Here is a 20331-nt window from a genome sequence, read left to right as displayed (position 1 = left end):
CCCTGGCCATCGCCGTATCCATGATGGCGGCCACCGGCGCGTCGGCGCAGGTGTCCACCTCGACCCTGCGGGGGGCGATCACCGATGGCGGAGCGGCCGAGGCCGGCGCCACCGTTGTGGCGCGCGACGTCAACAGCGGCTTCACCTATCGCGGCACGACCAATGAGACGGGCGCCTATGTGGTCTCGGGTCTCCGTCCCGGCACCTATGAGCTGACCGTCACCACGGCCGACGGGCAGTCGGCCACCGACACCGTCATCGTCGGCGTGGGCCAGGTCGGCTACGTCGATCTGGACGTCAGCACCACGACCGACGTGGCGGCCGTTCCTGGATCGGATGAAGCCACCGAACTGGACGAGATTGTCGTCGTCGGCCGTCGCCTGGCCGAGGTCCGCACCCCGGAAATCGCCACCAACGTCACCCAGCAGCAGATCAACACCCTGCCGCAGATCAACCGCAACTTCCTGAACTTCGCGGCCCTGGCGCCGGGCGTGCGAGTTTCACAGAACGAGTCCGAACAGACGATCACCGCCGGCGGCCAGCGGGCAGAATCGGTCAACGCCTTCATCGACGGCGCCAGTCAGAAGTCGAACATCATCGACGGCGGCATCGCCGGTCAGGACGACAGCCGCGGCAACCCGTTCCCCCAGGCGGCGATCGGCGAGTTCCGCATCGTCACCCAGAACTTCAAGGCCGAATACGAGCAGGCGTCGTCTGCGATCATCACCGCCGTCACCCGCTCGGGCACCAACGATTTCGAGGGCGAAATCTTCGGCGCCTATCGCGACGAGAGCTTTATCGAGCAGGACGTCTTCGCCAAACGGCGCGGCGACGAGCAGGCCCCGTTGGAAGTCAGGCAATATGGCGGCCTGTTGGCCGGGCCGATCATCCCCGACCGCCTGCATTTCCTGGTGACGTATGAGCGCAAGGACGAGGCCCGCGCGGCTACCGTCATTCCGGGCGTCACGGATCCCGACACCCTGGCGCGCTTCGATGAGTTCCTCGGGACGTTCGCCGTACCGTTCGAAGAAGACCTGTATTTCGGAAAGCTGAGCTTCCAGCCGATGGAAGGCCACCTTATGGACCTCAGCGTCACCTATCGCGATGAATTCGACACACGCGGCATTGGCGGAGTTGATACAGTTGAACGCCGCAGCCAGCTGAACCAGACCACCAAGGCGGCGAACTTTCGGTATCAAATTCAGGGTGAAGGCTGGCTCAACGAGTTGGGCGTCGATTGGCGTGAGTACAACTACAATCCCAGCGCCGTGAACTTCTCCGACTTCGGTCAGCTGATCAATGTGTTCGAACAGGACGAGGACGCCGAAGAGCCGGGATTTCAGTTCAACCCGTTCGGCGGTCGCCGTGTCCTGAACATCGGCGGCGCTGACAGTCGCCAGGACATCGTCGATGAAACGATCACGATCCGCAATGACCTGACCTTCAACGACATCGAGTTCAACGGCTATCACACGATCAAGATGGGCGTGAAATTCTCCAAGCAGGACTATCAGGTCATCAAGGAATTCGGACGAAATCCGACGTTCTATTTCGACCTTGATGGCCGGCCTGAGATTACGGGCAGCGCCGATATTCCCTATCGCGTTTCGTTGGGCGAGGCCTTCCCGACGGTCGATCTGACGAACAACGTCTATGGCTTCTACATCCAGGATGACTGGCAGGTCACCGATAAGCTGGAGCTGAACCTCGGTCTGCGGTGGGACTACGAGGACAACGCCAACAACCAGGATTACGTCACGCCGCAGGCGGTGATTGATGGCCTGGACCAATGGATCGCGTCGACCGACGGCGGTAAGGCGGCTGGGTACGTTCCCAGCTGGTTCGATCGCACGGAATACTTCGGCACAGGCGACAATCGCGATCCATTCGCCAACGCATGGCAGCCGCGGATCGGCTTCTCTTACGACGTCTTCGGCGATCGCAGCACGGTGATCTTCGGCGGCGCCGGACGCTACTACGATCGGGTCCAGTTCAACTTTTCGTTCGACGAACTGGTCAAGCCGTTCGACTTCCGCAAGGAAGCCTTTTTCACCACCAATGGGGGCGGCGCTCCCGGTGAGGCGACCGGAGCGGCCGACGATCCGTTCGCGTGGGATCCGTCCTACCTGACGGTCGACGGCCTTGATGCGCTGCTGCAGGCCGTGCCGGCTCGCGGTGAGGTGTTCCTGCTCAAGAACGAATTCGAACCGCCCCGTACCGATCAGTTCAACCTCGGTGTTCGTCAGCGTCTTGGCGAGTGGCAGACCGAGTTCACCCTTGCCTACGGCAAGACAGAGAATGAGTTCACCTGGCAGTACCTGAATCGTTGTCGCGAACCTCAGTTCGGCAACGACGGCGGCGGCTTCGGCGACAGCGGCGGCTTCTGCGGCCCGAGCGGGGCGAACCCCTATCGCTCCTATCTGGTTTCGGACCACAATAAAGAGCGCGAGTTCAAGGCGCTCTACGTCAAGCTCGATAAGCCCTACACGCAGGACTCTGGCTGGGGCGTCAATATCGCCTATACATATTCTGACTCCACGCAGAATGGCGGTAACGATAACTTCTGCTTCGACTGCTTCTCCATTGAAACGTCTCCCGAGCGTCCTTCAGCAAACGATGAGCGTCATCGGATTGTCGCCAACGGCATCGTCGATCTGCCGCTCGATTTCCAGTTGTCGGGCATCCTGACCCTTGGATCTGGCACGCCGTTTGATGTCTTCGATGGAACGGGGAGCCAGTTCTATTTCCGCCCTTATGCTGGCCGTCCGGACCAGTACACGTTCTTGATCCCCGACGCGTGGGCCTATCGTAACCTTGACCTGCGCCTCACCAAGAACTTCGAAGTCTGGGGCGGCTCGGAATTGTCGGTCTACGTGGATGCCATCAACGTGTTCAACTTCGACAACTTCACCGCCTACGACGGCGGCACCGGGTCGGCCGACAATCCGAACCCCCGCTTCGGCATGCCCAACGGCGTGTTGTTCCCGACGCGGCAGTTCCAGATCGGGGCGCGCTACCGCTTCTAGAGTCTCCTGAGCCTGGGCCGCCTCGCGCATTCGTGCGGGGCGGCCCTTTTGTTTTCTTGTTAGGTCAAAGCTCTGCCGGGGAGGGGAGAGTTTCCGGGGCGTTCGCCGCCTCGCCTGTCGTGTCTGCCGAAAGGTCCGGTTTGTTGCAGTTTCATCGTCGTCAGTTCGTTCTCGGGGCTTGGGGCCTCGCGCTTTCCTCGGGTCTCTCGGCCTGCGCCGGCGACATGACCGGCGCGACCTCTCCCAATGCCTCCGCCGCCGTCGATCCCGACGTCGCCGAGCTGCAGCGCCGCACCTTCGACTGGTTCCGCGATGTCACTCCGATCGAGACCGGCCTGACGCCCGATCGCTGGCCGACCGAGAGTTTCTGTTCCGTGGCCGCCGTGGGCTCGGCCCTGACCGTGTGGCCGATCGCGGTCGAGCGCGGCTGGATGGGCCGCGAGGAGGCCCTGACCCGCACGCTCAACACCCTGCGCTTCTTCCACGACGCGCCCCAGGGCGACGCCCAGGCCGGCATGACCGGCCACAAAGGCTTCTTCTATCACTTCCTGGACATGGAGACGGGCCACCGCTTCCGGAACACCGAACTGTCCAGCGTCGACACCAGCCTGTTCCTGGGCGGGGCCCTGTTCGCGGCGCGCTGGTTCGACCGCGAAGATCCGCGCGAGGCCGAGGTCCGCCGGCTGGCCCAGGCCATCTACGACCGGGTCGAATGGCCGTTCATGCAGGTCTATGGCGACTCCTACATCTCCATGGGCTGGCGGCCGGAGAACGGCTTCATCCCGGCCAAGTGGGAAGGCTACAACGAGGCGATGATCGTCATCCTGATGGCGCTCGGCAGCCCGACCCACCCGGTTGGCCCGGAGGCCTGGACCACCTGGACCTCGACCTATGACCGGCTTAGCTGGACCGACCGCTGGGGTCAGCCGCACCTGCATTTCGCCCCCCTTTTCGGTCATCAATACAGCCACATGTGGGTCGATTTCCGGGGCATCATGGACCCCTATATGCGGGCCCGGGGCTTCGACTATTTCGAGAACAGCCGCCGCGCCGCCTTCGCCCAGCAGAAGTACGCCGCCGACAATCCGAACGGGCTGGCCGGCTATTCCAACGAGGTCTGGGGCCTGACCGCCTGCGACGGGCCGGGCGACTTCGTCCAGACCATCGATGGGCGCGAGCGCCAGTTCTTCAGCTATTCCGCGCGCGGGCCGGGTGAGCGCGACGACGGCACCCTGGCGCCCACGGCGGCAATCGGCTCCATGCCCTTCGCGCCCGAGATCGTCATCCCGTGCCTCAAGGCCATGAAGGCCCGATATGGCGAGGCGATCTACACTCGCTACGGCTTCCTGGACTCGTTCAACCCGACCCTCACCGAGACCAGCCGCGACCTGTTGCACGGCGCCATTCAGCCGGGCGTGGGCTGGGTCGCGGACGACTACCTCGGCATCGATCAGGGGCCGATCGTCATCATGACCGAGAACCACCTTACGGGTCTGGTCTGGGAGCGCATGCGCGGCGAGCCCAACCTGCGTCGGGGCCTTGAGCGGGCCGGCTTCACCGGCGGCTGGCTGGATCAGGCCGCCTGATGGACCTGACGCCGCATCGCCGGGGGGCGCTGGGGCTGCTCGCGGGCGGTGCGGCGGCGCTTTCCGGCTGCGGTCGAGGCGAGGCGGGGGTCACCACCCTGCGCTTCTGGGCCATGGGCAACGAAGGGACCAATGTCCCCCAGCTGATCCCCGAGTTCGAGCGGCTCAATCCCGGCATCCGGGTCGAGGTCCAGCCCCTGCCGTGGACGGCGGCGCACGAGAAGCTGCTGACCGCCTACGCCGGCGATTCGCTGCCGGACGTCGGCCAGATCGGCAACACCTGGGTGTCGGAGCTGACCGCCATCGGCGCTCTGTCGCCGACCCCGGCGGCAGCTGCCGACCTGCTGACCAACCAGTTCGACGCCGTGCTGGATACTAACCGGATCGGCGACCGGATCATGGCCACGCCCTGGTATGTCGACACCCGGCTGATCTTCTATCGCACCGACCTGCTGGCCCAGGCGGGCTATGACGCCATGCCGCCGACCTGGGCCGAGTGGAAACAGGCCATGCACGCGGTCAAGCGCGTCGCGCCCGACGGCTCCTACGCCATCCTGATGCCGGTCAATGAGTTCGAGCAGCTGCTGACCTTCGGTCTTCAGACCGAGGAGCCGCTGCTGGCCGAGGACGCCACGCGCGGCAACTTTTCCAACCCCGGCTTCATCGCGGCCCTCGCCTTCTACAAGAGCCTGTTCGACGAGGGCCTGGCTCCGCTGGCGTCCTCGACCCAGATCTCGAACACCTGGACCGAGTTCGCGCGCGGCTGGTTCAGCTTCTATTTCTCGGGCCCCTGGACCATCGGCGACTTCAACACGCGCCTGCCCGAGGATGTGCAGGACGACTGGGCCACCACCGGGGTGCCGGGTCCGACGGGCCTGGGCGCTTCTGCGCCGGGCGGGTCCAGCCTGGCGGTGTTCAACAGCTCGCCGCATCAGGACGCCGCCTGGAGGCTGGTTCGCTATCTGTCCGACCCCCAGGTCCAGGTCCGGTTCCAGGAGATCACCGGCAGCCTGCCGGCGCGGGTCAGCGCCTGGGACGTGCCCGCCCTGGCCGACGACCCCTATGTCCAGCCCTTCGCCGGCCAGCTGGAGCGCGCCCGCGCCGTGCCCAAGGCGCCGGAGTGGGAGCGGATCGTCACCGAGATGCAGATCGTCGCCGAGCGCATGCTGCGGGGCGAATACACCCCCGAGACCGCCGCCGCCGAGATCGACCGCCGCGCCGACCGCCTGCTGGAGAAGCGCCGCTGGATGATGGAGCGGGGGAGGGCGGTATGACAATGTTTCGTGACCCTTCGCCCCTCGGGGGAGAAGGTGGCATGCGCAGCATGACGGTTGAGGGGGATGCGTCCGCGCGCTCCATGCATCCGTTTGTCCTGTCGCCGGCAGCCCCCTCATCCGAGGCGCTTCGCGCCCCACCTTCTCCCCCGAGGGGAGAAGGATCATGACCATGGTCGCCCAGACGCCGCCGGATCCGGTGCATTCGGAGCGCCTGCCCGCCAAGACGCCCACAAAGCGGCGCGGCGGCATCGGGCGGCGTGAGCGGGCGGCATGGGGTTTCCTGGCGCCGGCCCTGATCGCCATCGCCATCTTCTTCGTCATTCCCGTGGTCTCGGCCCTGCTGCTGAGCCTGACCGATTTCGACATCTACGCCCTGGCCGACCTCGCCAATCTGCGCTTCGTCGGTTTGCAGAACTACGAGCGGCTGCTGTCCAATCCGCTGTTCTGGACGGCGATGCGCAACACCGCCTGGTTCGCCGTGCTGGGCGTGCCGCTGACCATCGCGGCGGCGCTCGGCGCGGCGGTGATCCTAAACGCCCGCACGGTGAAATGGCGGCCGATCTGGCGGGTGATGCTGTTCGCCCCCTACGTCACCACCCTGGTCGCCACCGCCGTGGTGTGGCGATACCTGCTGCACACCCGCTATGGCGTGATCAACTGGGGCCTGGACAGCATCGGCCTGCCCGCCGTCGACTGGCTGGGCCAGCCCGAGAGCTCCATCCCCGCCATCCTGATGTTCGTGGTGTGGAAGACCTTCGGCTACAACATGCTGATCTTCCTGGCCGTGCTCCAGACCGTGCCTGACGAGCTCTATGAGGCCGCGCGGATCGACGGGGCCGGGCGCTGGAAGCAGTTCCGGCACGTCACCCTGCCAGCCATCGCCCCGACCGTGCTGCTGGTCTCGATCATCACCGTGGCGGCCTTCTTCCAGCTGTTCGCCGAGCCCTATGTGATGACCCAGGGCGGGCCGGCGCAGTCGACCGTGACCGTGCTCTACTTCATGTACGAAGAGGGCTTCAAATGGTGGAACCTCGGCTCCGCCTCGGCCGTGGCCTTCATCCTGTTCCTCTGCATCCTGGCCGTGACCCTGGTCCAGCTGTGGGTGTCGCGTCGCCTGGCGGGGAGCGAGACATGACCCGCCTCAAGCCGTCCACCGTCCTCCTGAACCTCGGCGTCGCGCTGATCAGCCTGCTGGTGCTGTTTCCGCTGGCCTGGATGGTGTCGGTCAGCCTGATGCAGACCGGCGAGGCCGCCGTGTTTCCGCCGCCGCTGCTGCCGTCGTCGCCGACGCTGGAGCACTACCGCGACCTGTTCGCCAATCAGGGCATGGGACGCTATCTGTGGAACAGCGTGCTGTTGGCCAGCCTGGCGACGATCCTGGCGCTCAGCTTTTCGGTTCCGGCCGGCTACGCCTTCGCCAAATTGCGATTTAAGGGGCGGGACCGGCTGTTCCAGGCCCTTGTCGGCATACTGGTGATCCCGGCGCAGATCGGCACCCTGCCGCTGTTCCTGCTTCTGAAACAGATGGGGCTGGTCAACACCTACGCCGGGGCGCTGGTGCCGTGGCTGGCGTCGATCTTCGGCATCTTCCTGGTGCGCCAGTACTGCCTGTCGATCCCCGACGAGATGCTGGAAGCCGCCCGCGTCGACGGCGCCACCGAGGGCCAGATCTTCCGCCGCGTTGTCCTGCCGGCGCTGCAGCCGATTATCGTCACCCTGGGCCTGTTCATCTTCCTGGGCAGCTGGAACGACTTCCTGTGGCCGCTGATCATCCTGACCGATCAGTCGAACTACACCCTGCCGGTGGCGCTGGCGGCCCTGTCGCGCGAGCACGTCCAGGACATCGAGATGATGATGGCCGGCGCCGTCATCACCGTGGCGCCGGTGCTGATCCTCTTCCTCGCCCTGCAACGCTACTACATCCGCGGCATGCTCGCGGGCAGCGTGAAGGGGTGATCCGACGTCTGCGTGAGATGCCCATGTTGCGTGCCCTCCTGATCGCCCTGTTCGCCCTGATCGCCGCGCCGGCTTTCGCCCAGACCACGGTGCTTGACGATTTCGACGCGCCGCTGGCCTGGGAGGCGGACGCCTCGACCGATGTGACCTCACGGGCCGGCCAGGTGGCGGGGCGGGAGGGCGGGCAGGCCATGCGCATGGATTACGACTTCAACGGTCGATCCGGCTACGCCTTCGTCGCGCGCGCCATCGACCTCGACGTTCCCGAGAATTTCGAGATCAGCTTCTGGGTGCGCGGCGACACCGATCCGAACACACTGGAAATCAAGTTCGCCGACGCCTCGGGCGACAATGTCCATTGGCGTCAGATCCGACGGTGGACGGCGCCGGACGGCTGGACCCAGGTGACGATCAAGCGGCGGCAGATCATCTGGGCCTGGGGACCGGACCCGGATCGCACCTTCCGTGGCGCGGCCCGGATGGAGTTCGTCATCACCGCCGGCGAGGGCGGTCGCGGCCATATCGAAGTGGACGACCTTGTCCTGCGCGAACTGCCGCCTGAGCCGGACGTGCCGCCCCTGCCGGTGATCACGGCCAGCAGCAGCGACGGGCTGAACACGGTCGATCGCCTGGTCGATGGCGACCGCGCCACGGTCTGGCGGTCCGAAGGCGCGGGCGAGCAAAGCCTGACCCTGGACCTGGGTTATGAGCGCGAGTTCGGGGGCCTGACCCTGCGGTGGGCCGAGCGGCTGGCGGCGACGCGCTATCGGATCAGCGCCTCATCGGATGGCCAGGACTGGCGTGAACTGGCGCTGGTCGAGAACGCCAATGGCGGCGTGGACTGGGTGCGATTGCCCGAGAGCTCGGCGCGCTGGCTGCGGCTGGACCTGCTGGCGCCGGAGCCGCCGCCCGCCGTGGTCGGTCAGGTGGGCGCGGGGCAACGACTTAACGCTCCGGCCGAGACCGCCTATGGCCTGACCGAACTGGAGATCGAACCCTTGTCGTTCGGCGAGACGGCCACGACCTTCGTCAGCGCGGTGGCCGAAGAGACGCGCCGTGGTCTGTATCCGCGAGGCTTCCACGGTGAGCAGCCGTACTGGACGCTGGTCGGGGTCGACGGCGGCGGCGAAAGCGGCCTGATCGGCGAGGACGGCGCGGTCGAGCTGCGGCGCGGCGGGCCGTCAATCGAGCCCTTCGTGGTGGACAACGGGACCCTGGTCACCTGGGCCGATGTCGAAATCAGCCAGGGTCTGGTCGAGGACTATCTGCCGATCCCCTGGGTCGAGTGGCGACATGAGGAATGGACTCTTCGCACCACGGCCCTGGCCGAGGGCGAGCCGGAGGCCGCGCGCCTGTGGACCCGCTATCAGCTTATCAACACCTCGCCGCGCGCGCAGACCCTGACGCTGGCGCTGGCCGCACGGCCGTATCAGGTGAACGGGCCGGTGCAGTTCCTGACCGTACCGGGCGGCGTCGGCCCGATCGAACAGATCGACTGGACCGGCGGCGAGCTGGTGCTGAGCGACACCATCCGCGTTCGGCCCCTGGTTGCGCCCGACGCCGTGGCCATGGCGACCTTCGACGAAGGCGCCGATCCCGACAGCCTGCTTATGGCCGGCCGGCGACTGGACCCGGCGACCCGGCACGTCACTTCGGACCGCACCGACCTGCCGGCGGGCGCCCTGATTCATGACGTGACCCTGGCGCCCGGCGAGACGCGCACCGTTGTTCTGGTCACGCCCCTGTCCGGCGCCGCGCCGGCCCTGCCGGTAACCGGATCGGTCGAGGCGGCGTGGGACCAGGTCGAGCAGCGCTTGACCGCCGACTGGAAGGCCAAGCTGGACCGCGTCGATCTGATCACCCCGCCAGAGGGCCAGCGCATCGACGACACGGTGCGCTCGTCCCTGGCCCACATGCTGATGTCGCGGCAGGGGCCTATCCTGCAGCCGGGCACGCGCAGCTATAACCGCGCCTGGATTCGTGACGGGGCGATGATGGCGGAAGGGCTGAACCGCCTGGGCTGGGTTAGCCTGTCCGCCGACTTTCTGGAGTGGTTCACGCCCTTCCTGTTCGACGACGGCAAGGTGCCGTGCTGCGCCGACGACCGGGGTTCGGACCCGGTGCCGGAGAACGACAGCCACGGCGAATACATCTTCCTGGCGGCCGAGACCTACCGTTTTGACGGCGACGTCGAGCGCCTGCGCTCGGTTTGGCCGGGGGTGCTGGGCGCCATCCGCTACATGGACCAGCTGCGGGCCTCGGAGCGGACGCCCGAGAACCAGACGCCGGAGCGCCGCCACCTGTACGGCCTGTTGCCGCCGACCATCAGTCACGAGGGCTATTCGGATCGTCCGGCCTATTCCTACTGGGACGATTTCTGGGGGCTGCTGGGCTACAAGGATGCGGTCTTCATCGCCGAGACCCTGGGCGAGACCCAGGCCGCGGCCGAGATCGCGGCGGCGCGGGACCAGTTCGCGGCCGACATCTTCGCCTCAATCCGGGCGACGGCCGAGCACCATGACATCGACTGGATCGCCGGTGCGGCGGATCGGGGCGACTTCGACGCCACCTCCACCACCATCGCCCTGTCGCCCGTCGGCGAACTGGAGCGGCTGCCGCCCGACCTGCTGGCCGGCACCTTTGAACGCTACTGGGACAATTTCACCGCCCGACAGGAGCGGCGGCAGGGGTGGCGCGACTATACCCCCTATGAGCTGCGCAACGTCGGCGCCTTGATCCGGCTGGGTCAGCGCGAGCGGGCCATGCGGGCGCTGGACTTCTTCTTCGCCGACCGGCGACCCGAGGCCTGGAACGGATGGGCCGAGGTGGTCGGGCGCGACCCGCGCGAGCCGCGCTTCATCGGCGACATGCCCCACGCTTGGATCAGTTCGGACTATATCCGCTCGGCGCTCGACCTGTTCGCCTATGACCGGCAGGGCGCGTTGATCCTGGCCGCCGGTCTGCCGCTGGACTGGATGACGTCGGACGAGGGCGTGGGCGTCACCGGCCTCTACACCCCCTACGGCCGACTTTCCTATCACCTGCGCCGGGAAGGGGAGGGGATGGTCCTGACCTTCGACGGCGAGGCGCGTCCGCCCAATGGCTATGTGCTGGAATGGCCCGCCGACGCGACGCCGCCCCGCGCCACGGCAGGCGGCCGCGCCTTGGGCTGGGACGGGGCCCGACTGGTGATCCCGGCCGACGTCCGGCGGGTCGTGCTGCGATGAACGTCGTCTGACCGCAGAGGTCCGGACGGCTTCAGACTCGGGTCGCTAGGGTCGTCTCCATCGACACTCGTCGAACAAAGGAGATGACCATGTCGAACCGCACTTTCCGCTCCAGGGCCGCCCTCGCCGTGGCCATGAGCGCCGCTCTCGCCGCCGTGGCCGTGCCCGCCTCGGCCCAGTCGTACCAGCCGCGTGGCGGCCTGGGGAACGGCATCATCAGCTGCGACGCCCCCGGCGGTCGCCAGCAGGTCGGCGCTATCGGCGGGGCCATCCTCGGCGGCCTTCTGGGCAGCCGCATCTCGCGTCACGAACGCGAGGCCGGCGCCATCGGCGGCGCGGCCCTGGGCGCCGCTGCCGGTTCCTATGTCGGCTGCCGCCAGCAGCGTCAGCGCGCGGCCCAGCAGGCGGCCTATTACGGCGAGCCCGCCTATGGCCAGGCCGCCTCGAACAGCTACCGCGCCACGACCACCCTGCGCGTTCGCTCTGGCCCCGGGACCAACTATGGTCAGGTCGGCAGCCTCTACGCCGGCCAGAGCGTCCAGGCGGTGAGTTCGCAAGGCGACTGGGTGCAGCTGTCGAACGGCGGCTGGGTCAACGCCAACTACCTCAGCTACTGATCGCGACCTGATCGCGACGGGGCCGCTCTCCGAACGGGGGCGGCCCTTTCGCTATTGGGACACCCACAGCACCCGCGACATCCAGTCGATGTCGCGCCGCGCCAGGACGCGCGGCGGGTGATCGGGGTTCAGCGAGTTCAGATGCGCCCGCGCCGAGCCGCCGCCCGCATACTCCTTGACCATGACCTCGCCGTCGGTCGTCTGAACGACCACGCGGTCGCCCTTGCGCACATCCGTGACGGCTCGGTCCACCACCACCCGGTCGCCCTCGCGATACAGCGGCGACATGGAGTCGCCGGTAACCCGGATCGAGATCATGGTCGGGGTGGCGACCGGCAGATCGGTCCGGTCGGTTTCGGTCCCATACCCTTGCGGATCGAAGGCGCCGCCGGCCCCGGCCCGCGCCATGCCGAGAAGGGGGATGCTGTTGTCGGGCGTCGGCGCATCTCCGGCCAGGCCGGCGAACTCGCCCAGCGACAGGCCGGTCGCCTGCAGCACCCGCATCAGGCTTTCGGTCGAGGGCCACCGAGGACGGCCTTCATTGCCGCGTTTGGAGGGATTGAAGCTGGTCGCATCCAGCCCCGCAGCCTTGGCCAGTCCCGACGCCGACAGGCCCCGCCGCTCCGCGAGGGCGTCCAGGGCAGTCCAGATCTCGGTGTGGCTCAGCGGCATGATTCGCTGAGACTAACGGCAACGGATAGGAATATCGACCTAACTATGCACTTTACATACCGGATGGGATTCGGTATCAAGATGCATGACCGCCGCTCTTTCCGATCCGATCTTCCACGACGCCGACAAGGCCCGCGCTCACTTTGAGAAGCTGCGTTGGCCCGATGGTCGGGTGTGCCCGCATTGCGGCGTGGTCGGTGACGGTGCGTCCACCCTGCTAAAGGGCAAGTCGCACCGCCCCGGTCTCTACAAGTGCAAGGCTTGTGAGAAGCCGTTCACCGCGACCATCGGCACCGTCTATGAGGACAGCAAGGTTCCCCTGAACAAGTGGCTGCTGGCCACCCATCTGATGTGTGCCAGCAAGAAGGGTATCAGCGCCCTCCAGCTCCAGCGCGAACTCGGCCTCGGCTCCTACCGCACCGCTTGGTTCATGGCGCACCGTATCCGTGAAGCCATGATCGACACCGACAACGCCCCGCTAGGCGGCGAGGGTAAGGTGGTGGAAGCTGACGAGACCTACTACGGCAAGCCCGCTGTCTCCCCGACCCTTCGCACGTCGGGTCAGCCCTTCCTCAAGGGCAATCCCAAGCGTCGCAACAGCCGCCCCGTGGTCGCCCTGGTCGAGCGCGGTGGCCGCGCCAAGGTCTTTCACGTCGCCGTGGCGGACAAGGCCACTGTCTCGCGCCTCGTCTTAGAGAACGTGGACGCCGCCTCGCGCCTCCACACCGACGAAAGCCGCCTCTATGTCGGCGCGGCCGATGTGTTCGCCGCCCATGAAACCGTCCGTCACACCGCTGGCGAATACGCCCGGGGCGACGTGAACACGAACAGCGCGGAAGGCTTCTTCGGCGTGTTCAAGAAGGGGATGCGCGGCGTCTATCAGCACTGCGCCGAGAAGCACCTGAACCGCTATGTCACCGAGTTCGGCTTCCGCCACAACACCCGCGCCAAGCTGGGCTTCTCAGACGCCATGCGCACCGGCCCTCGTCGGCACGGTCGGGAAGCGCCTGACATATCGGCGGACTAACGAAGCCTTCGTTTAAGTTCGCCGCTGCGAGGCTCGCGCGAAAGCGCAAGAAACAAGGGTTTCCGAAAGGTTGAGAATCGCCCTAGAAGGGCAAAGCCCGGCAGCGTGCAACCGCTGACCGGGCTTCTTCGCAACCGCTGTAGGGCAGCGGCCGCAGTCGTCAAAGACAACTCCCTTATGCTCGGAGTGACGGATTCGGTCAACGCCTTACGGCCTTCCATAAGGAACGCCTTATATGTCCATCTTCGTCGTTGCCTACCGGATCGACTACGATACCGACGCCCGATATGACCGCTGCTACGCAGACCTCACTGCCGCTATCGTGGCGCAGTCGAAGTCGAAATACTGGAGCGAAGCGACATCGCTCTATCTGATCGAGTCAGACAGCACGTCCTCCGATATCGCGGCCGCGATCGTATCGGCCACGCCCGACTTCGATGCCACGCAAGACCTCTTGCTGGTCGTCAACATCTCAACGAAGCGCGGTCACGCCGTGAAAGGAAAGCTGAGAGACGGCGATTTCAGCTTTTTGATGGGTCGTCGGACCACCTAGACCTCAAATCTACAGGGGTCCGGCAAATCCGATATGCGAACCACAGAGCGAGGCGCGCACGGAACCGAGCCATCACTTCACCTTCAGCGCGGGCTTCGGCTCGCGCCCTTTCTCGTCTTTCGCCTTCTTCGGCTTTGGCGAGGTGGCGAGCATCCGCTTCACCACCTCGTCGCGGCGCTCGGCTGTGGGATCATCGACCATGAGCGATCTCCGAATGCGCGGACCCATTCTGAAAATAGAACGGGCCGACCATCACATCGACAAGCTTGAAGAGGCTTTTGCAGCTTACATCCGGGCGAACCTCAAAGCCATGCGGGGTGAATTCGACCCAAAGACGGGGAAGTTCAGGCAGTCCCGCTTGGGGCTGCCTCTCCCGGAACGCACAGCGCTCATACTCGGTGATGCGGTTCACAATCTCCGCGTCTCTCTGGACCACGCCTATTGGGTGATGGTCCAGGACAACAACGGGTCGTGGTCGGATCGGATTAAGTTCCCCTTCTTCAGGGATCGGCCATCGGCGGAAGGCTCCGTCAACGGACAGCCCGAATGCAACCGACCCAACCGGAAGGTGCTCGATTATATCTTCGGTGAATTGGAGCCCTTTCCCGGCGGGAAACTCGCCCTCTACGACCTTCACCGACTTGATATTACGGATAAGCACCAGTTGCTTCTTCCGACCAGGATAAGTGTCTCGCTGACGAACGAGCGAACCATTGTTTTCAGAGACATCCGAGGGGGCGGGAATCGTGTAATCTCCGGCCCGGAACAGGGCGTTGCCCGTTTCGTCATCACGAATAAAACGACATTCCTGAGCAGCGAGCTCGGGCCACTGATATACACAGGCGATCTCAAGGATGGCCTGACGGTATTGTTCGGTGAAGGCCCCCTTGGGGACACTGGGGTATTGGAAACGCTTAAATCGCTTCGCACGAACTGCGCTTTCGCGATTCAGGAACTTTCCAAATTTCTGAGATGATTGTGCCGGCCTGTCGGCCATATTCCTATCTCCCGCACTTGGTATGTCAAGTGCATAGTTAGGAATATCGACCTATTTCATCTCGAGAGCGCGGCGTTCCTGCCACGCCCAGAACGTTCCGACCGCCAGAGAGATCAGGACGCCGTAAGCGGCGATATTGACCACGGTGATGTAAGACCAGGCCGGCAGTCGTCGATCAATCAGCGGCACAAGGTAGCTCATCAGGCCTATCAGCTGAAAACCCGCCGCCCAGATCGGCCAGGTCTTGCGGGACTTCCAGCCGAGGCCGACGAAAACGCCGAGGACAACCAGATCCAGGATAAGGAGGAGCGGCTGCCAGTCGTTAAGCTGGACATCGTCCTGGAGGACCAGACTGAGCATCCAGGCTAGCAGGTATGCCCCCGCACCCACCCGCTCGGGTTGATCGCCCTGCCATAGGGCGAAGACGCAGACGCCGACCATGAGCAGGCCGCCGATCTGCGAGTACAGGGTGTCGAACATGAAGCGCCCCCGAGTCTCGAGACCCGGGGGCGATCATGCACGATTTTGCTTCGGACCGGAATGACCGGCCCGGAACCTTACGCCGAATTAAGCCGCGACGGTCAGGAAGCCCGTCTGCTTGCCGCCGCTGCCGGCGCGTCCGTCTTCGTAATCGGGCTTGTCCAGCGGACCGGCAGCGTAGACGCCCCAGCCCATGCGGCGGTGGTCGCGGGCAAGCTCCTGGTGAGCGCCGATCATGGCTTCACGAGCCTGACCGAGCGCCGCGAGGGATTCCAGCATCTTGGCCTGCGACCGCGAACCGGCCACGGCCGAAGCGTTCAGCGGCGCGCGCGAGGCGACGAGCGCCTGAACCAGGGTGGTCGCCTGAGCGATGGCGGCGTCGATCGCGGCCTCGCTGGCATATAGCTCGGTAGCGACCCCAGCGATGATTTCAGCCTTGTCCATCAGATACCCTCCAGTAAATGGTGAACAAGGAATTAACACAAGCTAAGCAGGATTCATAGTCTGTTTATCATGCACTGTTCTTGAATGGGACAGGTGACTCGGCCGAGGCGGCGTATCGTCCTCCGGCTTGTCCAGCGGACCGGCGGCCAGAGCGTCGAGACCTCGCATCCTGGCGAGAGCCGCCAGCGAGCGATGGGTAGCCACCAGTCGCGCTCGGGCCTCGGTGAGGGCCGACACGCATCCGGCGACACCATCAAAGGCCGCCTGGCCCGTGGTGGCCGCGATATAGGCGGCAGAGCGTGCTTGAGGCAGCATCGCCGCAAGTCCAGCCGCTTCGGTCAGCGCTAAATCCAGGGCGGCTTCGGCGGCGAACAGTTTAACGGCGACGGCTTCTGCGGCGGATGTGGTCACTGAAAGTCTCCCTGATGACTCGACACAGGAAGATGAGCGCTAAAGCGCGAAAGCGTCAAACAAATACTATTTAAACGGGTAGTAAAAAATGCGCCGTCAGGGCGGCGATCGGCGCGGCGCGATCATCCTGCCAGGCCTCGACCAGGACATTGGCGACCCGACGTCCCGCGCGGCTGATCCGGGCATGAGCGTAGGTGTCGCGGTCACGCGCCGACCTCAGATAGGCGACCGTGAGATTGATCGGCTTGGGAATGTCCGCTTGCTCCAGATCCCGAGCCAGGCGCTCGACGGCCGCCAGTTCCATCATCGCCGCCGTGGCTCCGCCGTGGAGCGCGGGCAGCATCGGGTTTCCTATCAGGGACGGCTGATACGGCATGACGATCACGGCCTCGCCGTCGACCGTCTCCGCGCGGAGCCCCAGGAAGCGGGCATACGGGATGTGGTCGAGAACGCTCATGCGCCGACCTTTTCACGCTCGGGCCGGGCGGCGGTCAGGATGTAGGCGGCCTGCATGGTGGCCACGGGGTCATCGGCATCCCCGTCGTGGGCCAGACCCCGCACGAAGGCTATCGAACGGGTCAGTCGGTAGCACCGCGCCTGGCCGATCAGATCACGCGGCGGTTCGGCGGCGCGCATGTAATCGACGCGCATGTCCAGGGTAGCGATCGGCGCATAGCCCTTGAGCGCGGTCCAGACCGACAGGCCGCCGACATGATCGAGGAGGGCGGTGACATAGCCGCCGGCGAGCACGCCGGTTCGCGGATCGCCGATGAACGCCTCGCTGTAGGGTCCTTTCAGCACCACCGTGCCGTCGTCGGCCAGACGTTCGTAGACGAGGCCCAGGGCCGCCGTATGGGGTGCGGCGGTGGCCAGTTGCGGCAACAGGGTCTCGATCATGCTCGCCGCCTAGACCATCACGACTGAGCGTGAAAGATCAGGCGACCTTCGTGACCTGGGTCTCGACGCCCGGTTCGCTTGCGACGAGGGCCGTGTTCATGGCCAGCCGAAGCCGCTCGGGCTTGATGGGCTTCTCCACCACGGCCGCCATGCCGACCTCCAGGTAGCGACGCGCGTCGTCAGGGTCGGCGTTGGCGGTCAGCGCGATAATGGGGGTCTGACCGGCCGGCGCGGCGAGGGCGCGAATGGCCGCGGTGGCCTCGACACCGTCCATGCGCGGCATCTTGATGTCCATCAGAACAACGTCGAAATGGCGCGACCGCACGGCCTCGAGCGCCTGCAGCCCGTCCTCGGCCGTCTCGCAGGTGCAGCCGAACATCTCGCACAGCGCCTGGGCCACGACGCGATTGGTGGCGTTGTCGTCGACGATCAGGACGTGCGGCGACGCGGCCAGCTCGACCTCGGGCAGGCTGGCGACATTGCCGGTGGTTTCGGCATCCACGATCACCGCTCGCGGGGCCTTGAGAGCAAAGCCGAACGTCGCGCCGCGGCCGCGGTTTCTGCTGACCTTCAGGACCCCACCCAAGGCGTCCACGATCCGGCGGCAGATGGCCAGCCCGAGTCCGGCCTCGTCGGGGGCGGTCTCGAAGGCCAGGTCTGTGCGATCCGTCTCGCCGCCGTCGTCGCGGACCTGAATTTTCAGCGTCACGGTGTCCTGCCGACAGGCGGCGCTGAGACTGGCTTCGACCAGGCCATGACGAGCGTGGTCGACGGCGTTGACGATGAGGGCGCGCAGCACCTGTTTCAGCCGCTCGCCGTCGATGCGGGCCGCAAGTTCGGTGTCCCCCTCGTAGCTGAGCATCAGAGACACGTCCGCAGCGCGGGCTTTTCCAACGAGTTCAGCTTGAAGGTCATCGACCAGAGGCCGGAGAGCGCAGGGCTCGGCCGTGATGGGCAGGTCTCCGGCCTCGGCGCGCGCCAGGTCGATGGCGTCCTGAAGGATGCGCAAGGTGGCGTCGGCGGACTCGATTATCGTCTGCACATGGGCCTGGGCGCTGTCCCCGATGGGCTGACGGCTCAGCATCTCGGCCACCGCGCCGACGCCGTTCAGGGGCGTGCGCAGACCGCGACCCAGGCGCTGGAGGAAGTCGGATTTCGCCTCGGCGGCGGCGCGCCGGATTTCGCAGTCGTCGGTGACGCGCGCCAGCTCGGCCTTGGCGGCCACGACATCGACCCTCAGTCGCGCGTTGTTCGCCCGAACCAGACCGAGACCGGTCCCAACGCCCACATATCGGCCGCCGCGGGTCACGATAAAGGCCGCCTGCAGGGCGTCGGCCGAACCTTCGAGGATCGAGGCAGGCAAGCTTTCGAGGGTCAGCCCGGCGTCGAATATGGGCGCCTCAGAATCCATCAGGTCCACCGCGCGCCGCGCCCGGCAAAGGCTGTGACCAAAGGGACCCGCCAGCGTCATCAGAAAGGCGTCGCGGGTGATCAGACCCAGCGGCCGATCCTGATCCACGACGGGGATGGCCAGTAGCGAGGGGTCAGCCTTGAAGCGCGCCAGCAGTTGCGCGCCCTCGACATCCGGCGCGACCGGCTCAACCTTCTCGACGCAGCACTCAATGGTCGGCATTTCAGCCACACTCTTACCCACCCACTTATGCTCACCTAGAGGCCAGGGCTTGAGGATCGGTTAAGCCCTGATTAGGCGCCCGGGTCCGCTTGGTGTATGAGCCCGCACCTTAAGTGAACCTGTCCAGTCCTTCCGCATGCGCGCGGCCATCCGGCCGACCGCAGGGTCGTCATGAGCCACGTCGAACCGAACCCATCCGAAACCGCCGCCCTGGTCCTGTTCTCCGGGGGCCAGGACAGCGCCACCTGCCTGGCCTGGGCGCTGGAGCGGTTCGCGCGGGTCGAGACGGTCGGCTTCGACTACGGCCAGCGCCACGCGGTGGAGATGCAGGCCCGACTGGCGGTGCGGGACGGCATGGCGCGGGCCCTGCCGCACTGGGCGGACCGCCTGGGTTCGGACCATGTGGTCGATCTGACCGGCTATGGCCGCATCGCCGACAGCGCCCTGACCGCCGACCGGGCCATCGAGATGGACGCGCGGGGGCTGCCGACCACCTTCGTGCCCGGGCGCAACCTGATCTTCCTGACGGCGGCGGCGGCGCTGGGCGACCGGCGGGGGATCACCACCCTGGTCGGCGGCATGTGCGAGACCGACTACTCCGGCTATCCCGACTGCCGCGCCGAGACCATCGAGGCGATGCAGCGGGCCCTGGCCCTGGGGTTGGACCGGCCGATCGTGGTCGAGACCCCCCTGATGCGGTTGACCAAGGCCGAGACCTGGGCCCTGGCCGAGCGGATCGGCGGCGAGGCGCTGGTGCGGCTGATCGTCGACGAAAGCCACACCTGCTACCTCGGCGACCGCACGGCTCACTCGTGGGGCGCCGGATGCGGAACCTGTCCAGCCTGCGAACTGCGGGCGGCGGGTTACGAGCAATGGGCGGCCGGGCGATGAGCTATGCCGTCAAGGAAATCTTCCTGACCGTTCAGGGCGAAGGCGGCCAGGCGGGCCGGCCGGCCGTGTTCCTGCGCTTTTCCGGCTGCAACCTGTGGAGCGGCCGCGAGCAGGACCGGGCCACGGCGGTCTGCGACTTCTGCGACACGGATTTCGTCGGGTTTGGGCCGGACGGCGGTCGGTTCGCCGATGCGGACAGTCTGGCCGAACGGGTCGCCGGCCTGTGGCGGGGCGGGGAGGGGAGCCCGCGTTTGGTGGTCTGCACCGGCGGCGAGCCCCTGCTGCAACTGGACGCCGCTCTGATCACGGCCTTGAAGGCGCGCGGTTTCGAGATCGCGGTGGAGACCAACGGCACGATCGCAGCGCCCGACGGCATCGACTGGATCTGCGTCAGTCCCAAGGCCGATGCGCCCGTGGTCCAGACCCGGGGCCAGGAGCTGAAGCTGGTCTATCCGCAGACCAAGGCCATGCCCGAGCGGTTCGAACAGCTCGATTTCGAGCGCTTCTGGCTGCAGCCGATGGACGGCCCGGACATCGCCGCCAACACCGCCGCCGCGCTCGACTATTGCCTCGCTCATCCGCGCTGGCGGCTGAGCATCCAGACCCACAAGCTGATCGGCGTCCGCTGACGCCCCAA

19 protein-coding genes and 1 pseudogene are annotated in these 20331 nt (G+C 66.1%); 11 read left to right on the top strand and 9 right to left on the bottom strand.

Annotated features, from left to right (window positions below):
• Window positions 1-20: 20 nt before the first annotated feature.
• The 7 genes from EES48_RS06540 (at window position 21) to EES48_RS06510 (ending at window position 11689) form a co-directional block, all read left to right on the top strand.
• Window positions 21-3026, top strand: coding sequence for a TonB-dependent receptor (locus EES48_RS06540; RefSeq protein WP_240623244.1), 3006 nt, complete (start codon window positions 21-23; stop codon window positions 3024-3026).
• A 224-nt stretch (window positions 3027-3250) separates the two neighbouring features.
• A complete protein-coding gene (locus EES48_RS06535) occupies window positions 3251-4612 on the top strand; it encodes a glucoamylase family protein (protein ID WP_122465729.1) in 1362 nt (453 codons plus the stop codon).
• On the top strand, window positions 4612-5886 hold the full coding sequence (locus tag EES48_RS06530) for a sugar ABC transporter substrate-binding protein (RefSeq protein WP_122465555.1): 1275 nt from the start codon (window positions 4612-4614) through the stop codon (window positions 5884-5886). The genes EES48_RS06535 and EES48_RS06530 overlap by 1 nt, the downstream gene beginning before the upstream one ends.
• A 166-nt stretch (window positions 5887-6052) precedes the next feature.
• Entirely contained in the window at window positions 6053-7024 is a 972-nt protein-coding gene (locus EES48_RS06525) for a carbohydrate ABC transporter permease (protein WP_240623243.1), read from the top strand.
• Complete coding sequence (locus EES48_RS06520) at window positions 7021-7845, top strand: carbohydrate ABC transporter permease (RefSeq protein WP_122465554.1); 825 nt, start codon at window positions 7021-7023, stop codon at window positions 7843-7845. The genes EES48_RS06525 and EES48_RS06520 overlap by 4 nt, the downstream gene beginning before the upstream one ends.
• A 23-nt stretch (window positions 7846-7868) precedes the next feature.
• Complete coding sequence (locus tag EES48_RS06515) at window positions 7869-11072, top strand: discoidin domain-containing protein (protein WP_240623242.1); 3204 nt, start codon at window positions 7869-7871, stop codon at window positions 11070-11072.
• 89 nt (window positions 11073-11161) lie between these two features.
• Window positions 11162-11689 carry an SH3 domain-containing protein gene (locus EES48_RS06510; RefSeq protein ID WP_122465726.1) on the top strand — a complete coding sequence of 176 codons (528 nt, stop codon included), beginning with the start codon at window positions 11162-11164 and terminating at the stop codon, window positions 11687-11689.
• Window positions 11690-11740: 51 nt separating this feature from the next.
• On the opposite strand, the gene EES48_RS06505 is transcribed toward EES48_RS06510, so the two are convergent.
• Complete coding sequence (locus tag EES48_RS06505; protein ID WP_122465553.1) at window positions 11741-12361, bottom strand: S24 family peptidase; 621 nt, start codon at window positions 12359-12361, stop codon at window positions 11741-11743.
• Window positions 12362-12446: 85 nt separating this feature from the next.
• On the opposite strand from EES48_RS06505, the pseudogene EES48_RS06500 reads away from it, so the two are divergent.
• Both EES48_RS06500 and EES48_RS06495 read left to right on the top strand, forming a co-directional pair.
• Window positions 12447-13404: pseudogene (locus EES48_RS06500) on the top strand (IS1595 family transposase).
• A 219-nt stretch (window positions 13405-13623) separates the two neighbouring features.
• A complete protein-coding gene (locus EES48_RS06495; RefSeq protein WP_122465552.1) occupies window positions 13624-13941 on the top strand; it encodes a hypothetical protein in 318 nt (105 codons plus the stop codon).
• A 72-nt stretch (window positions 13942-14013) separates the two neighbouring features.
• Here EES48_RS06495 and EES48_RS15255 read toward each other — a convergent pair whose 3' ends face one another.
• The 8 genes from EES48_RS15255 to EES48_RS06465 all read right to left on the bottom strand — a co-directional run bounded on the left by EES48_RS15255 (window position 14014) and on the right by EES48_RS06465 (window position 18803).
• Entirely contained in the window at window positions 14014-14142 is a 129-nt protein-coding gene (locus EES48_RS15255) for a hypothetical protein (RefSeq protein WP_276309598.1), read from the bottom strand.
• On the bottom strand, window positions 14132-14938 hold the full coding sequence (locus EES48_RS14805; protein ID WP_162998050.1) for a hypothetical protein: 807 nt from the start codon (window positions 14936-14938) through the stop codon (window positions 14132-14134). Before EES48_RS14805 ends, EES48_RS15255 begins: the two co-directional genes overlap by 11 nt.
• A 51-nt stretch (window positions 14939-14989) precedes the next feature.
• Window positions 14990-15418, bottom strand: coding sequence for a hypothetical protein (locus tag EES48_RS06485; RefSeq protein ID WP_122465550.1), 429 nt, complete (start codon window positions 15416-15418; stop codon window positions 14990-14992).
• An 87-nt stretch (window positions 15419-15505) separates the two neighbouring features.
• Window positions 15506-15862 carry a hypothetical protein gene (locus EES48_RS06480; protein ID WP_122465549.1) on the bottom strand — a complete coding sequence of 119 codons (357 nt, stop codon included), beginning with the start codon at window positions 15860-15862 and terminating at the stop codon, window positions 15506-15508.
• 42 nt (window positions 15863-15904) lie between these two features.
• Window positions 15905-16273, bottom strand: a complete 369-nt coding sequence (locus tag EES48_RS14800) for a hypothetical protein (protein ID WP_162998049.1) — start codon at window positions 16271-16273, stop codon at window positions 15905-15907.
• Window positions 16274-16343: 70 nt separating this feature from the next.
• Window positions 16344-16730: a PaaI family thioesterase gene (locus tag EES48_RS06475; RefSeq protein WP_122465548.1), complete on the bottom strand. Its 387-nt coding sequence runs from the start codon at window positions 16728-16730 to the stop codon at window positions 16344-16346.
• On the bottom strand, window positions 16727-17170 hold the full coding sequence (locus tag EES48_RS06470) for a PaaI family thioesterase (protein WP_122465547.1): 444 nt from the start codon (window positions 17168-17170) through the stop codon (window positions 16727-16729). Before EES48_RS06470 ends, EES48_RS06475 begins: the two co-directional genes overlap by 4 nt.
• Window positions 17171-17207: 37 nt before the next feature.
• Window positions 17208-18803 carry a response regulator gene (locus tag EES48_RS06465; RefSeq protein ID WP_122465546.1) on the bottom strand — a complete coding sequence of 532 codons (1596 nt, stop codon included), beginning with the start codon at window positions 18801-18803 and terminating at the stop codon, window positions 17208-17210.
• Between the two features lie 171 nt (window positions 18804-18974).
• Between EES48_RS06465 and queC the strand changes: the two genes are divergently transcribed.
• Together queC and queE are read left to right on the top strand one after the other, a co-directional pair.
• Window positions 18975-19694 (top strand): 7-cyano-7-deazaguanine synthase QueC, encoded by a 720-nt coding sequence (queC, locus tag EES48_RS06460; RefSeq protein WP_122465545.1) that lies wholly within the window; start codon window positions 18975-18977, stop codon window positions 19692-19694.
• Window positions 19691-20323, top strand: a complete 633-nt coding sequence (queE, locus tag EES48_RS06455) for a 7-carboxy-7-deazaguanine synthase (RefSeq protein WP_122465725.1) — start codon at window positions 19691-19693, stop codon at window positions 20321-20323. Before queC ends, queE begins: the two co-directional genes overlap by 4 nt.
• Window positions 20324-20331 lie beyond the last annotated feature (8 nt).

The sequence above is a fragment of the Brevundimonas lutea genome, assembly GCF_003704105.1.
Taxonomy (GTDB): domain Bacteria; phylum Pseudomonadota; class Alphaproteobacteria; order Caulobacterales; family Caulobacteraceae; genus Brevundimonas; species Brevundimonas lutea.
This window is presented reverse-complemented; position numbering and strand designations above follow the sequence as displayed.

Excerpts from the sequence above, each read along its gene's own strand:
- EES48_RS06540 (WP_240623244.1), top strand. The coding sequence starts at position 21 with ATGATGGCGGCCACCGGCGCGTCGGCGCAGGTGTCCACCTCGACCCTG.
- EES48_RS06535 (WP_122465729.1), top strand. The coding sequence starts at position 3,251 with ATGACCGGCGCGACCTCTCCCAATGCCTCCGCCGCCGTCGATCCCGAC.
- EES48_RS06530 (WP_122465555.1), top strand. The coding sequence starts at position 4,612 with ATGGACCTGACGCCGCATCGCCGGGGGGCGCTGGGGCTGCTCGCGGGC.
- EES48_RS06525 (WP_240623243.1), top strand. The coding sequence starts at position 6,053 with ATGACCATGGTCGCCCAGACGCCGCCGGATCCGGTGCATTCGGAGCGC.
- EES48_RS06520 (WP_122465554.1), top strand. The coding sequence starts at position 7,021 with ATGACCCGCCTCAAGCCGTCCACCGTCCTCCTGAACCTCGGCGTCGCG.
- EES48_RS06515 (WP_240623242.1), top strand. The coding sequence starts at position 7,869 with ATGTTGCGTGCCCTCCTGATCGCCCTGTTCGCCCTGATCGCCGCGCCG.
- EES48_RS06510 (WP_122465726.1), top strand. The coding sequence starts at position 11,162 with ATGTCGAACCGCACTTTCCGCTCCAGGGCCGCCCTCGCCGTGGCCATG.
- EES48_RS06505 (WP_122465553.1), bottom strand. The coding sequence starts at position 12,361 with ATGCCGCTGAGCCACACCGAGATCTGGACTGCCCTGGACGCCCTCGCG.
- EES48_RS06495 (WP_122465552.1), top strand. The coding sequence starts at position 13,624 with ATGTCCATCTTCGTCGTTGCCTACCGGATCGACTACGATACCGACGCC.
- EES48_RS15255 (WP_276309598.1), bottom strand. The coding sequence starts at position 14,142 with ATGGTCGATGATCCCACAGCCGAGCGCCGCGACGAGGTGGTGAAGCGG.
- EES48_RS14805 (WP_162998050.1), bottom strand. The coding sequence starts at position 14,938 with ATGGCCGACAGGCCGGCACAATCATCTCAGAAATTTGGAAAGTTCCTG.
- EES48_RS06485 (WP_122465550.1), bottom strand. The coding sequence starts at position 15,418 with ATGTTCGACACCCTGTACTCGCAGATCGGCGGCCTGCTCATGGTCGGC.
- EES48_RS06480 (WP_122465549.1), bottom strand. The coding sequence starts at position 15,862 with ATGGACAAGGCTGAAATCATCGCTGGGGTCGCTACCGAGCTATATGCC.
- EES48_RS06475 (WP_122465548.1), bottom strand. The coding sequence starts at position 16,730 with ATGAGCGTTCTCGACCACATCCCGTATGCCCGCTTCCTGGGGCTCCGC.
- EES48_RS06470 (WP_122465547.1), bottom strand. The coding sequence starts at position 17,170 with ATGATCGAGACCCTGTTGCCGCAACTGGCCACCGCCGCACCCCATACG.
- EES48_RS06465 (WP_122465546.1), bottom strand. The coding sequence starts at position 18,803 with ATGCCGACCATTGAGTGCTGCGTCGAGAAGGTTGAGCCGGTCGCGCCG.
- queC (WP_122465545.1), top strand. The coding sequence starts at position 18,975 with ATGAGCCACGTCGAACCGAACCCATCCGAAACCGCCGCCCTGGTCCTG.
- queE (WP_122465725.1), top strand. The coding sequence starts at position 19,691 with ATGAGCTATGCCGTCAAGGAAATCTTCCTGACCGTTCAGGGCGAAGGC.